This window comes from Planomonospora sp. ID82291, from assembly GCF_015711645.1.
Taxonomy (GTDB): domain Bacteria; phylum Actinomycetota; class Actinomycetes; order Streptosporangiales; family Streptosporangiaceae; genus Planomonospora.
Genome location: NZ_JABTEX010000001.1, coordinates 1,918,956 through 1,932,206 on the forward strand (window position 1 = coordinate 1,918,956; position 13,251 = coordinate 1,932,206).

Sequence of the window (13,251 nt, forward strand, 5' to 3'; positions counted from 1 at the left end):
GGGCCGGTGCGGCCTCGACGGCGCGTCAGCCGCGGCCCTTCAGTCGGCGGCCGAGGACGCCGGTGGCCAGAGTGATCAGGCCCGAGACGAGGAAGGCGGCGAGGGAGGCGCTCATCCACGGCTGCGGGACGAGCCCGACCGCGTCCCGTGCGCCCGTCCAGAACGCCGTCCACCAGGCCAGCTCCGGCGCCGTCGGCAGTGCGGCGAGCATCCACCAGGCCGCGAAGCCGAGCACCCACGGCAGGACCATGAGCCAGCGCGAGGGCGCGGTCTCCGAGGTGTCCCAGCGGCTCCTGCCGCCGAGCAGGAAGTAGTCCACCGCCAGGACGGCGAACATCGGGACGAAGACCGCGCCGATCAGGCCCAGGAAGGCGGTGTAGGTCTCGGCCTTGACGTAGATCGCGAGCAGCGTGACCACCACGCCGGTGCCGACCGAGATGACCCGGCGGTCCAGCCGGGGCAGCAGGTTCTGCAGGGACATCGCGGTGGAGTAGACGTTGACGAACGACTGGTCGGTCTCGCGCAGCACCAGGATGCCGAAGAACAGCCAGCCGAGCGAGGCCGCCACGAACGGCTCCCAGACCTTGCCGGCGTCGTTGCCCACCAGCGCCAGAGCGGCGATGCCCAGGGTCAGGCAGGCCACCTGCGCGACGGTGTAGCCGCCGACCACGCCGGTGAACGCGGCCCGGCCGGAGCGGGAGAAGCGGGCGAAGTCCGCGGCGACCGGCACCCACGAGACCGAGAGTGCGATCACGTAGTCGACGGACGGCGCGAACGCCTCCCAGGTGCCCGCACCGATCGCCGGATCCTGGCTGAAGAGCGCGTAGGCGAACCAGACCATCGAGACGATCACGCCGGCGGTGACGAAGCGGCGCAGCAGCCGGACCGCGCCCAGCGGCCGGATGGTCAGCGCGGTGGTGATCGCCCCGCCGAGCACCACCCAGACCGCGTAGGGCACCTCCACCCCGAAGGACCCGGCGATGGCCTGGGCGCCCTGGGCGATGACCCAGAGCTCGAAGGCCCCCCAGCCGAGCATCTGGATGATGTTGAGCACGGTCGGCACGTACGACAGCCGCGCTCCGAACAGGCCCCGCAGCAGCACCATCGCCGGGGCGCCGGTCTGCTGGCCCGGGATGGCGGCCAGCGCCACCATCGCGGTGCCGACGAGGCTGCCGACGACCGCGGCCGTCACGGCCGCCAGGAAGCTCAGCGGCCGGTCGCCCAGCGGGTCGATCAGCGCGATCGCGCCGGAGAACCCGAGCAGGCTGACGCCCAGGTTGGCCCAGAGCGCGCCCTGGTCGAGCACGCCCAGGGCCTTGGGCGGGGCCTCGTCGAGGGTGAGGGGGGCCTCCGCGCGCCTGGCGGCGGCCCCGGAAGCGGCTTCGGTGGCGTCGACGTCGGACGTCATCACATGCTCCCTACGCCGGCATTACCCGGACAGGTTCATGCGGTCGGCGGCGCGCGGGAGGCCCTGTCCGGGCCTCCATGGGGTTCCGCCCTCTCAGCCCGGCTTCGCCCGAGCTCCCGCGGTAACTATTTCGCCCCGGATTATGCCATCCGTACCGTTCGACGCAAGAGACCGGCCCCTCCCCCCTCGAACCACGAACGGGTCCTGGCCGGTCTCGCACACCATCGGACGGGTCCTGGCCGGTCTCGCTCAGGCCACGAACGGGTCCTGGCCGGTCTCGCTCACCATCGGACGGCCCGCGAAGGCCCAGGACTGCATGCCGCCTCCGACGTTGACCGCGTCCCGGCCCACGTGGTTGAGCCAGGCCGCGGCGTGCGCGGAGCGCCCGCCCACCCGGCAGACCACGTAGACGGGGACGTCGCCGGGGACCTCCTCCACCCGCGCCTGCAGCTCCCCCAGCGGGATGTGCACGGCCGCGGGCGCGTGCCCCGCCCGCCACTCGTCGTCCTCACGCACGTCCAGCAGGAACGCCTCATCGGGTACGGCCTGCGCGTCGACCTCGGGAACACTCATGGCCCCCATGATGCCCGCTCGGCGGACCGCCCCGCCCGCCCCGGAGGGAATCCCCCACAGGTCAGGGCACGTCCCAGAAGGCGAGCTCGTGGGCCATCCCCTCGGCGAACAGCTCCCGGGCCCGCCGCGGGTCGGGAGCCGCCTCGTCGATCATCACGGCGATGCGCCCGGTCAGCTCCGCGAAGCCGGGGTGGGCGTAGGTGTCGACCCAGGCGCGGTAGCGCGGCTCGGCGGGCGGGTTCTCGGCCAGGATGCGGCCCAGCGTCGAGTAACCCCACATGCAGGGGTAGAGCGCCGCCAGCCCTTCGGCGTAGGTCGCGGCCGAGTCGAGCAGGAACGCGGTGTAGGCCGCGCACGCCGGCCCCTTGCGCGCCCCCTCCAGATCGGCCCCGAACTCCGCGGACAGGGAGCGGTGCAGGTCCAGCTCCTCGTGGAAGGTCGCGTGGGCCAGGTCCACCAGGTCGCCGAGGTGCCCGTCGGGCGCCTGCCAGGCCAGCCGGGAGAACACCCGGACGTAGTCCAGCAGGAAGAGGTAGTCCTGCTCCAGCCATGACCGGAACACCGGTTCGGCCAGGTCGCCCCGGGCGATCCCGGCCACCGTCGGGTGGGCGAGCTGCGCGTCGAGCAGGGGGCGGCCGACGGCGTGCAGTTCCGCAGAGATGCTCATAGGCCGGGGATTGTCGCAGACCCCGGCCCGTCCGGCGGACCGGGGTACGGCGCAGCCGGACGATACGGCTGGACGGCCCGGCGACGGCACGGATGGCACGGCCCGGACCGGACCGGCGGCGGGGCGGCCCGGACGACACGGCCCGGACCGGGGCAGCGGCCGGACCGGGCCGGATCGGGCCGGGTCAGGTCAGCGCGGCGGCGCCGAAGGAGACGCTGAACCGCCTGCACCAGATGGTCACGGTCCGCAGGTCGTCCAGGTCGGCCCCGGCGGGGATGGCGTAGTTCGCGTCGCCCTTGTTGCCCTTGAGCTCGCCCAGCTCCAGGTGTTCTCCGTCGTCGAGGTTGAACCACCCGTCCCGGCCCTCCTTGACCGGCTGGTCGCTCAGCCAGACCCGCAGGTCCGGCCCGTCGGAGGTGTCCAGGTCCTCGATCCTCAGCACCCGGCCGCCGTCGGCCAGCTCCAGGACCTCGGCGGTGCCCGCCGTATCGTGCTCGTGGGAGACGAACCTGCCGGTCGCCAGGGTCTTCGGCCAGGTGGCGGGCCTCGCGGACGCACCCGGCGCGGACGACGCGGACGAGGCGGGTGCGGTGACCGCCACCGGCGGCGCCTCGTTCACCTCCACGGTGGTGAACAGCCGCCACGGCTGGAACAGGTACAGGGCGACGGCGAGCCCGGCGGCGCCGAGCGCCAGGACCGCCCGGACGACGGGGCGGCGGAACGGTCTCTTCATCCTCACGGGCCCTCCCGGCGTGCTGTCGGCTTCGCCCCGAAGGTACGCCCGCGTTCCCGTCCCGGCGGTTACGTGGTTCTTACGGCCCGGCGCCCGGCGGTGCGGCAGGACGACGATACGGGGACACGGGCCTGCGGGCGTGCCGCACTAAGGTCGGGGCATGACCACCATCGCCGAAGAAGTCCTCCTCCTCGCCCACGAGGAGACCGAGGGCAAGCCACTGGTCGGGGCGACGCAGCTGGACTCCGCGCTCGGCGGCGCGCTGCTGGCGGAGCTCGCCGTGAACGGCCGCATCGACCTCGACGGGAAGAAGGTCGCGGTCAAGGACACGACCCCGCTGGGGGACGGGGAACTGGACGCGGTGCTCACCCGGATCGCCGGGGAGGCCAAGGAGCGCAAGCCCGACTGGTGGGTCTACCGGCTCTCCTCGGCCAAGCTCCGCAAGCGCCTGCTCGTCGGGCTGGCCGAGCGCGGAGTCCTGAACGAGGAGCACCGCAGGATCCTGGGGATCTTCCCCGTCGCCCGCTATCCGGAGCGCGATCCGCGCGTGGAGCGGGACATCCGCGAGCGGGTGCAGAGCGTGCTGGACGGAGCGGACCCGGACGAGCGGGTGGCCGTGCTGATCGCCATCCTGCACGCGGCCAAGATCGATCGCAAGGCGTTCCCCGGCGTGCGCAAGGAGCGCGTCAAGGAGATCACCGAGAGCGAGTGGGTGGGCCGGGCCGTGGCCAAGACCATCGACTCCGTCAACTCCGCCATCGCGGCCGGGGCCGCGGCCGCCGCCGCGGCGTCCTGAAGCCCGGGCCGGGGACGGTCCCGCTACTTGCCGAGCACGTCCTTGGGGACCGGCTTGTCCTCGGCCAGGGCCTTGAACATGCGCAGGGCCTTCTCGCGGTCCCACTTGACGACCGACTGGCCGCCGATGGTGGGCAGCGAGCCGATCGGCACGACCGTGGTGACGGGGTTGTCGCCCATCGCCAGGGCGAGGGAGAGCAGGTCGAACGAGCCGGTCTCGGTCCCGACGGCCACCGAGTCGGTGGCGCTGAGCGCCAACGGGATGGACGTGAAGGGGTTGAGCAGGACGCCCGGGCCGGCGGCCTTCTTCACCACGGCGGAGAAGAACTGGCGCTGGCGCTGGGTCCGGTCGAAGTCGGGGATGGCCCCGGTGGCGCGGGTGCGGACGTAGCCGAGGGCGGTGCCGCCGTCGAGCGTCTGCACGCCCTTCTTCAGGTCGATCCCGGCCTTGGGGTCCTTGATGTTCTGCTTGACGTCGATCTCGACGCCGCCGATGGCGTCCACGATGCCCACGAAGCCGCCGAAGCCGATCTCCATGTAGTTGTCGATCCGCAGCCCGCTGACCTGCTCGACCGTCTTGGCCAGCAGTTTCGGCCCGCCGTCGGAGTAGGCGTAGGCCGCGTTGAGCTTGTCGCTGCCGTGGCCCTCGATCGGGACGTAGGAGTCGCGCGGCAGGCTGACCAGGGTCGGGCGGCCGTCGCCGTCCGGGATGTGCAGCAGCATCATCGTGTCGGTGCGGCGGCCCACGGAGCTGCCGGTGGCGAGCTTGCGGCGCTGGGCCTTGGTCAGGCCCTCCCGGCTGTCGGAGCCGACCAGCAGCCAGTTCGTGCCGGGGGTGTCGGCGGGACGCCCCTCGTAGTCGCCGAGCGCCTCGATCCGCTTCAGCCGCGAGTCGATCGTGAGGTATCCGCCGACGGCGAGCACCAGCAGCAGGACGACCAGGCCCGCCAGGATCCGCAGGAACCACCGGCCCGGCCGCCTCGGCCCCCCGGCGCCCTTCGGCCGCGGGCCCGCGTTCGGCATGCGGAAGCCGCCTTTCCCGCCGGAGGAGCCGGAGGAGCCGGAGGAGCCGGAGGAGGGAGCGCCGGGCGGAGGGCCGGGCGGACTCCCCGCGGGTCCGGCGAAGGACCCGGGCGAGCCGGGGAGGGGCCGGACGGGGGCGCTGCCCGGCCGCGCCTTGCCGTACACCCGGGAGACCGCCCGGGGGGTGGTCTCGTCCCGCGCCACGGGTGTGGGCACGGGCGACCGCAGCGCACGGGTGCGGTCGTCGTCGTCCTGCCGGTCACCCACGTCGAATCTCCGCCACTTCTCGAAGCCGCTTCCAGCCCTGCGTTTCCAGCCGGCGGCGGGAACGAGGGGATCGTCACCATCGACGCTACGTCGCGGCTCTCGTCCGCGTAGAGACGTCGTCAAGGTTTCCCTGTGGAAAAGTACTCAGAAGGGTACTGGACGGTCGAGAACCTGATCGTCGCCCTATCCGGAAACATCGATCACCGTCCCGATCGTTACCGTAGAGGACGACAACCGCTCGAAAGGATGATCGTGTCCACTCCGGACTCGTGGAGTACCTGCCCGTGCGCGTGCACGGGCCCCGCTGACCTGATCGGGAGAGCCGCCCGGTGACCACGGCTCTCGGCCTGCTGGCCGTACTGCTCCTCACCGCCGCCACCGGTTACTTCGTCGCCCAGGAGTTCGCCTTCGTCGCCGCCGACCGCGGCGTGCTGCGCGAACAGGCCGACGCCGGTGACGCCGCCGCCCGGCGCGCGCTGGAGGTGACGGGCCGGCTGTCCTTCATGCTCTCCGGCGCCCAGCTCGGCATCACCGTCACGGCCCTGCTGGTCGGCTTCATCGCCGAACCCGCCATCGCCACCGTGATCCGCCCCGGCCTGGAGGCCGCCGGGCTGCCCGCGGGCGCGGTGCCCGGCGTGGCGATCGCGCTGGCCGTCGCGGTGGCGACGGTCGTCCAGATGGTCCTCGGCGAGCTCGCCCCCAAGAACCTCGGCATCGCCCGCCCCGAGCCGGTGGCCAAGTTCCTGGCCCGCTCGACCCTGGTCTACCTCAAGGTCGCCGGGCCGGTCATCCGGCTGTTCGACTCCGCCGCCACCGGCCTGCTCCGCAGGGTCGGGGTGGAGCCGGTCGAGGAGATCGAGCACGGCGCGAGCCCCGAGGAGCTGTCCCGGATCATCGCCGAGTCGGGCGCGACCGGCGACCTGCCGCCGCGCCTGTCCGAGCTGCTGGAGCGCGCGCTGGAGTTCGGCGACCGCACGGCCGAGGACGTCATGGTCCCGCGCCCCCGCCTGGTGCTGCTCCGCGACGACCGCCCGATCTCCGACCTGCTCGACGCGGTCCGCGAACACGGCCACTCCCGCTACCCGGTGCTCTGCCGGCGCAGTGGCGAGGACGTCGTCGGCGTCACCGGCGTGCGCGAGCTGCTCCGCTCGGGCCTGACCGACGGCCCGCTGGAGCTGATCACCCGCCCGGCGCTGCTGGTCCCCGACTCCCTGCCGCTCCCGGTCGTGCTGGAGCGCATGCGCGCCGCCCGCGACGACCTCGCCTGCGTCATCGACGAGTTCGGCGGGCTGGCCGGCGTGGTCACCATCGAGGACCTCGCCGAGGAGCTCGTCGGCGAGCTGGTGGACGAGAACGACCCCGAACCGGCCGGTGTCGTGGCGGGCGACGACGGCACCTGGGACGTGCCCGGCACGCTCCGCCTCGACGAGGTCGAGCGGGCGACCGGCCTGTCCCTGCCCGAGAGCGACGGCTACGACACCGTCGCCGGGCTGGTCCTGTCCGTGCTCGGCCGGATGGCGGAGCCCGGTGACGCGGTGCCCGTCACCCTGACCGTGGAGGGCGACCCGCTGGAGGCCGACGGACCGGACGAGGCCGAGGCGGTCCTGACCGTCCTGTCGGTGCACCGCAGGGTCCCCGAGTGGGTACGGCTCGCACCCGCCGGCCACGCCGCACCCGCCCCGTCCGGGGCGGAGGCGGCCGGGCACGCGGCGGCGGAGCCGGGATCACCCGGGCGGGCGGCCCCCGCTGAGGGCTCCCACGAGGGCTCCGACGCGGACCCCGACGCGGACCCCGACTCCGGCGAGAAGCCAGGTCGAAGGTCCGGCCAGGGGTCCGGCGAGCGATCCATGGTCCGGAGCGGGCGGGTGAGCGGCCGATGAGCACCACCGGAGCGCTGCTGCTCGGCGTCGCCCTGCTGATCGGGAACGCCTTCTTCGTCGCCGCCGAGTTCGCGGTCATCTCGGCCCGCAGGCACCGTCTGGAGGATCTCGCGGGCAAGGGCGGCCGGTTGACCCGGATCGCCGCCCGCGCCGCCGTACGCGGCGGCAGGGAGCTCTCCCTGATGCTCGCCGGGGCGCAGCTCGGCATCACCCTGTGCTCGCTCGGCCTGGGCATGGTGACCGAGCCGGCCATCGAACATCTCCTGGAGCCGGTCTTCGGCGCGATCGGGGTCCCCGAGTCGTTCCGGGTCCCCATCGCACTGGTGATCGCGCTGGCCCTGGTGACCTTCCTGCACATGGTGGTCGGCGAGATGGCGCCCAAGTCCTGGGCGCTGACCCATCCGGAGGTCGCGGCGATGGGCCTGGCCCTGCCGTTCCGCGGCTTCACCCGGGTGGTCCGGCCGGTGCTGGCCTCCCTCAACGGCCTCACCAACGCCGCGCTGCGGCTGTTCGGCGTGCACGCCAGGGACGAGCTGGCCACCACCAGGACCCCGGTCCAGCTGGCCATGCTGGTCGGCGAGTCGGGCCGGATGGGACTGCTGGACCGCGACGAGCACGACCTGCTGACCCGGGCCCTGCGGGTCCACCAGCAGCCGATCGAGCGGTTGATGCTGCCCCTCGCCGAAGCCGTCCGGGTCCCCGCCGACGCCACCGCCGCCCAGGTACGGCGGGCCGCCGCCGACAGCGGCCACCTGCGCCTGCTGGTGGGTTCCGACGCTCCCGGTGACGTCGGCGGCATCGGCGTCGGCGGCATCGGCGGCGTCGGCGGCGTCGGCGGCGTCGGCGGTGACATCCTGGGCGTCCTGCACGTCCGGGACGTCCTGATCCGGCCGGAGGCGAGCCCCGCGGAGCTGGCCCGCCCCGTCCCCCGCCTGGAGAGGACCACGACCGTCTCGGAGGCCGTCGCCACCCTTCAGGAGGCCCGCGCGCACGTGGGCCTCGTCAGGGACGCGGACGAGGTGGTCGGCATGGTGAGCCTCACCGACCTGCTCGGCGAGCTGCTGGACGTCCGGGTGCCGGTCGCCCACTGAACCGGGAGTTACAGACGGGCCGGGTAAACCGCGAACCCCCGGCTCAGCTGCTCCCTCAGCGCGAGCTGCACCCTGCGGGTATCAGGCCTTGATGGCGGTGAACAGCAGGGGCGTGTGCACACCCTGGCGGGCTGCGGCTTCGGAGAGGAAGGCGGCCTGAACCGCCCCGGGTTTGATGGAGACATTGAACACCCGGAAGGATGCCGATCATGGCTGCTCCCCGTAAGTACCCCGACGAGTTGCGCGAACGCGCGACCCGACTGGCCGTCGAGGCCCGCAAGAACCCCGCGGCACGCGACGGCGCGATCCGGCGCATCGCCGATCAGCTCGACGTCCACCCCGAGGCCCTGCGGACCTGGGTCAAGCGGGCCGAGACCGACGAGGGCCTACGGCCCGGGACCACCAGCCAGGACGCGGCCCGGATCGCCGAACTGGAGCGCGAGGTGAAGGAGCTGAGGCGGGCAAACGCGATCTTGAAGTCCGCGTCGGCTTTCTTCGCGGCGGAGCTGGACCGTCCACTGCGATGAAGGTCGCCTACATCGAGCAGCACAAGGAGAGGTTCGGCGTCCAGCCGATCTGCGAGGCGTTGAAGGACACCGACGCCGAGATCGCGCCGAGCACCTACTACGCCGCCGCCTCGCGCCCGCCCTCGGCCCGCGCCCTGCGCGATGAGGAGCTGACCGAGGAGATCACCATGATCCACGCGGGCAACTACGGCGTCTACGGGGCCAGGAAGATCCACGCGGCGCTCCTGAGAAGCGGCCGCGCGGTGGCCCGCTGCACCGTGGAACGCCTCATGCGCGCCGCCGGCCTGCGCGGGGTGATCCGGGCCAAAGGCCCGCGCACCACCCGCCCCGCCCCCGAAACCGACCGGCCCGCCGACCTGGTCGAGCGGCGGTTCACCGCGACCGCGCCGAACCAGCTGTGGGTGGCCGACATCACCTACATCCGCACCTTCTCCGGCTGGGTCTACGCCGCCTTCGTCATCGACGTCTTCTCCCGCACGGTCGTCGGCTGGCAGGTCGCCACCTCCCTCTACACCGATCTGGCCCTGGACGCCCTGGAGATGGCCCTATGGAAGCGCCGGCACACCGGCGGCGACCTGTCCGGTCTGGTCCACCACTCCGACCGCGGGGTGCAATACCGAGCCGTCCGCTACACCGACCGCCTCGCCGAGGCCGACGCGGTCGCCTCCGTCGGCTCCCGGGGCGACTCCTACGACAACGCCCTGGCCGAGGCGTTCAACAGCCTGTTCAAGGCCGAACTGATCCGCAACAAGGGCCCATGGACCGGCATCAACGACGTCGAGATCGCCGTCGCCGAGTACATCGACTGGTTCAACCAGCGCCGCCTCCACGGCGAGCTCGGCCACGTTCCACCCGCCGAGTTCGAAGCTCTCCACGCGACAACCACTGCACCACAAGCACCCCTGAAAACCAGCTAACCCACTCTCCACGAAACCCGGGGCTTGACACTGAACCTGAAACCACGCGATCTGCGGCAGCCAGGCGCTCGGGTCCTCGGGCTGGCCCGCGTCGTTCATCCACCAGCTGCCCTGTGGGGCGCAGTCATCACCTGATGTGAGCCATCCCAACGCCTGCGACCTATCGTAGAAGAGCCCGTACGCATCAGCGGCTTCCGATGGGGTCCGCCAGGGATGCGGTTCCAGCTCACCATGCAGCACCGCCAGCATGGGGCCCTCGAGTTGGAAATCGGCAGGCCCGGTCCATGCGCTCATGTCGTTCTCACCACCTGCATGAGAAGGTGTTCTGCGGGCCCCGGCACTCGCCCGGACTGTCGGCCAGGCCGACCAGGTATAAATCAACGGTGGAACGCCAGGATGTGTTCCACTCCTTGCTGCATGGTGCTTCCGCCGCCGCGTGCGCCGCCGCCCCACCGAACCCCTGACCGTCTGGGCGCCGTAGACGACCGCGGATCGGCATCGCAGGCGGAGTGGTCGGTTCCTACGGCGCAGCAACCGGTAAAAAGTGGTGCAAGTGGGGCGAAAGCGGCTCGCAAGCCGGGCAGGGTAGACATCTCTCCGTGCCCGAACACCGCGCGGGATCCGCAGAAAGCACTCGGCCCCGGCTCTTGCGAGCCGGGGCCGAGTTCCGTCACTGTCGGACCACCGATTTCATCGGCGGCCCAGAGTGGGGCACCGACGAAACCCTGTGGACAGCATCAACAACCATGATCCATTAGCTGGATCCCAGGCTGCTGAAGATCGGTTTCCACTCGCACCTGCCGCCGATGCCATACCGAGCCATGTAAGCGGGGACCTCACGTTGCCCAGCGGCACGCACCTGAACCCGGGCGGGGTGGTCATCGCCTCCACCGACGCCGCCAACTACGACCCGCGGGCGTTCACCGACCCCCACACGATGGACTTCGCCCGCTTCACCCGCACCGCGACCGACACCGCCACCGAGCGGCACCTGTCGTTCGGCTACGGCATCCACCACTGCATCGGCCGCCACCTCCGCCACACCGAGGTCGTCACCGCGATCGCTCTGCTGCTGCGCGAGCTGCCTGCGCTGCGCCTGGCGGCGGACGCCGCCGACATCCCCCGCAAGATCGGCCACGCCATCGCCGGCCCCACCCACCTGCCGGTGGCCTGGAGCTGACCGCTGGCCTCGGCTATTCAGCCGGAATTTCTTCTTGAAGATCGACAATAGAGAAAGGTGCCTCCGACCTGCGATGATCGGATTGCTGAGATCACGACATCGCACAGAACGGACGCACCTTTCGGGTGAACGCTACGGCATGGGACTGCCGCTTGTCTGTCCAGGGGGACGGCAAAGGGCTCATCGGACACGCCGGAGCCGTACTCCTGCGCAAAAGCGCTGATCAGACGGGACTGACCGGCGCGCTCGGCGGAGCGTTCGCCCGACTGGGCACCTCGCCGGTGTGGGACCGGGGCGTACTGCTCATCCAGCTCGCGGTGGCGATCGCGCTAGGCGCCAGGAGCATGCGGCAGATCGCCCTGCTGTCCCATCACGAGCACCTGTTCGGCGCTCCGCCCTCGGACTCCACCATCCGGCGGGCGCTGGAACCGATCGGACGCGACGAGCGGCTGCAGCGCAGGATCGCCCGGGCCAGAGCGCGGGTGCGACGGCACGTATGGGACCTGATCGCCGCCACCGAGACGGGCTTTCCCTGGCCGCGCGTGGCCGGCAAGACGCTGACCGGGTGGACCGTGATCGACCTGGACGCCACGCTGATCACCGCCCACAGCGATAAGGAAGGCGCCTCGGCCACGTTCAAGAAGGGCTGGGGCTTCCACCCGCTGGCCGCCTGGTGCGCCAACACCTGCGAGTGCCTGGCGATGCTGCTGCGGGAAGGGTCGGCCGGCTCCAACACCGCCACCGACCACGTGCGCGTCCTGACCGAGGCCATCGCTCAGATCCCCGAGACCTTCCGCGCGAAGATCTGGATCCGCCTCGACGCCGCGGGCGCCACCCACAACCTGGTCGACCACATGCAAGGGCTGACCACCACCCGGCGCACCGTCCGCTTCACCGTCGGCTGGAAGATCACCGGGACGGACGAGGCGGCCATCGCCAAGCTGCCCGCCACCGCCTGGCAGGCCGCCGTCCGCCAGGACGGCGAGGTCCACGCGCACGCCCAGGTCGCCGAACTGACGCATCTGGACGAACGCGCCGCACTGTGGGGCGTTCGGCTGCTGGTCCGCCGGGTGCGCCCCTCGGCCCGGGACGCAGGCCGGCTGACCGACCTGGAGAAGAAGACCGGCTGGAAATACGCGATCATCGCCACCAACCTCGGCCCGCGCGGTCTGCGCGGCATCGCCGGCAGCCACCAGCTCGCTTTCATCGACGCCGCCCACCGTGATCACGCCGAGGTCGAGGACCGGGTGCGCACCAACAAGGCGATGGGGCTGCGCAACCTGCCGTCCAAGACATGGAACGTCAACGTCGGATGGGTACTCGCGGCCAACCTGGCCGCCGATCTCGATGCCTGGACCCGGCTCCTGGGACTGCACGACGATGCGGGGCTTGCCCGAGCAGAGCCGCAGACCCTGCGCTACTGCCTGTGGCACCTGCCCGCCCGCCTCATCTCGCACGCCCGCCGACGAACCCTGAAGATCAGCGCCACCTGGCCCTGGAAGAACGCCTTCCTGACCTGCTGGCAGCGCCTGAGCACCTTGCCGGCGCCCACTTGACCAGCATGAACGCATCCCATCGATCCCGAGAGGAGTAACCCCGGTCCCATCGCGGCCGTGGAACCGCCGTCCGCCCGAGCGTATCGGGCAGGCCGCTGTGCCACCCGCCCGCAGCGAACGGGACGATCAGGCGGAAACCTCCACCAGCCGAAACGATCAGGAGGGACGTCCACCCCGTGAGTCATCGAGATCGAGGGCGACTTTGGCTCTGTTCTGAATCGTTGCGAACTCCGCCTTGAGGCTTCAAAAGTAGCCCCAAATGCTCTCCTGCTAATTATCTTTCCTTCGAAAGAGGCGCTGAAGGAGCCACGCCTGGAAGAGTCCTATCAATAGGAATGGAATCCAGATAATATATGGGGTTGCCCACAGGAGCTGTTCGGGCATGCTCTCGAGTGAGACGTTCTGGAACACTATCATCGGGATGATGCTCATCGGGAGGGTAATCAGCCAGAGCGGCCATATGGCGACACTGTCTTTTCCTGCGATCAGGGTTATAAGCGTAACTATCCCCACGATAACCACTAGAGTCGCGTAGATTGCGGCGGCCTTCTGGGTAGCAGTGAGCCGGTGGATTCGACTGTGCAGGCGATGGAGCATGTTTCCTCCGCGAGGGCGGCGTTGCCGGAACAAAGAT

The 13,251-nt window shown here is 71.2% G+C and carries 12 protein-coding genes, 1 riboswitch and 1 other annotated feature; of the genes, 6 read left to right on the top strand and 6 right to left on the bottom strand.

Features of this window, described 5'->3' with window-relative positions; genetic code table 11:
- Nucleotides 1-25: 25 nt before the first annotated feature.
- From HS045_RS08560 to HS045_RS08575, 4 genes are all read right to left on the bottom strand, one after another.
- Nucleotides 26-1,408 carry a cytosine permease gene (locus tag HS045_RS08560; protein ID WP_196450573.1) on the bottom strand — a complete coding sequence of 461 codons (1,383 nt, stop codon included), beginning with the start codon at nt 1,406-1,408 and terminating at the stop codon, nt 26-28.
- Nucleotides 1,399-1,538: riboswitch (TPP riboswitch) on the bottom strand. (Overlaps the previous gene by 10 nt.)
- A 119-nt stretch (nt 1,539-1,657) precedes the next feature.
- The gene (locus HS045_RS08565; protein ID WP_196450574.1) at nt 1,658-1,990 is read right to left on the bottom strand and encodes a rhodanese-like domain-containing protein; all 333 of its coding nucleotides are present in this window, start codon (nt 1,988-1,990) and stop codon (nt 1,658-1,660) included.
- Between the two features lie 52 nt (nt 1,991-2,042).
- Nucleotides 2,043-2,648, bottom strand: a complete 606-nt coding sequence (locus tag HS045_RS08570) for a TenA family protein (RefSeq protein ID WP_196450575.1) — start codon at nt 2,646-2,648, stop codon at nt 2,043-2,045.
- A gap of 184 nt (nt 2,649-2,832) precedes the next feature.
- Nucleotides 2,833-3,381 (bottom strand): DM13 domain-containing protein, encoded by a 549-nt coding sequence (locus tag HS045_RS08575; protein WP_196450576.1) that lies wholly within the window; start codon nt 3,379-3,381, stop codon nt 2,833-2,835.
- Between the two features lie 160 nt (nt 3,382-3,541).
- Here HS045_RS08575 and HS045_RS08580 point away from each other — a divergent pair, with 160 nt between their 5' ends.
- Nucleotides 3,542-4,177 (top strand): GPP34 family phosphoprotein, encoded by a 636-nt coding sequence (locus HS045_RS08580; RefSeq protein ID WP_196450577.1) that lies wholly within the window; start codon nt 3,542-3,544, stop codon nt 4,175-4,177.
- A 23-nt stretch (nt 4,178-4,200) separates the two neighbouring features.
- Here the strand turns inward: HS045_RS08580 and HS045_RS08585 are convergent, their stop codons facing one another.
- Nucleotides 4,201-5,466, bottom strand: a complete 1,266-nt coding sequence (locus HS045_RS08585) for an LCP family protein (RefSeq protein ID WP_307827427.1) — start codon at nt 5,464-5,466, stop codon at nt 4,201-4,203.
- A gap of 329 nt (nt 5,467-5,795) precedes the next feature.
- Here HS045_RS08585 and HS045_RS08590 point away from each other — a divergent pair, with 329 nt between their 5' ends.
- The 5 genes from HS045_RS08590 (at nt 5,796) to HS045_RS08610 (ending at nt 12,617) form a co-directional block, all read left to right on the top strand.
- Nucleotides 5,796-7,346 carry a hemolysin family protein gene (locus tag HS045_RS08590; protein ID WP_307827428.1) on the top strand — a complete coding sequence of 517 codons (1,551 nt, stop codon included), beginning with the start codon at nt 5,796-5,798 and terminating at the stop codon, nt 7,344-7,346.
- The gene (locus tag HS045_RS08595; protein WP_196450578.1) at nt 7,343-8,437 is read left to right on the top strand and encodes a hemolysin family protein; all 1,095 of its coding nucleotides are present in this window, start codon (nt 7,343-7,345) and stop codon (nt 8,435-8,437) included. The genes HS045_RS08590 and HS045_RS08595 overlap by 4 nt, the downstream gene beginning before the upstream one ends.
- Before the next feature lie 209 nt (nt 8,438-8,646).
- A protein-coding gene (locus tag HS045_RS08600; protein ID WP_230883484.1) for an IS3 family transposase occupies nt 8,647-9,881 on the top strand; the annotation gives its coding sequence in 2 pieces (ribosomal slippage) (nt 8,647-8,926 and nt 8,926-9,881; 1,236 coding nt in all).
- Nucleotides 8,925-9,053 (top strand) — a sequence feature (AL1L pseudoknot). (Overlaps the previous gene by 129 nt.)
- Before the next feature lie 727 nt (nt 9,882-10,608).
- Nucleotides 10,609-11,061 (top strand): cytochrome P450, encoded by a 453-nt coding sequence (locus HS045_RS08605; RefSeq protein WP_196450579.1) that lies wholly within the window; start codon nt 10,609-10,611, stop codon nt 11,059-11,061.
- Between the two features lie 152 nt (nt 11,062-11,213).
- Complete coding sequence (locus tag HS045_RS08610; RefSeq protein ID WP_196450580.1) at nt 11,214-12,617, top strand: IS1380 family transposase; 1,404 nt, start codon at nt 11,214-11,216, stop codon at nt 12,615-12,617.
- 270 nt (nt 12,618-12,887) lie between these two features.
- On the opposite strand, the gene HS045_RS36405 is transcribed toward HS045_RS08610, so the two are convergent.
- A complete protein-coding gene (locus HS045_RS36405) occupies nt 12,888-13,214 on the bottom strand; it encodes an SCO4225 family membrane protein (RefSeq protein ID WP_374191364.1) in 327 nt (108 codons plus the stop codon).
- Nucleotides 13,215-13,251: the final 37 nt, after the last annotated feature.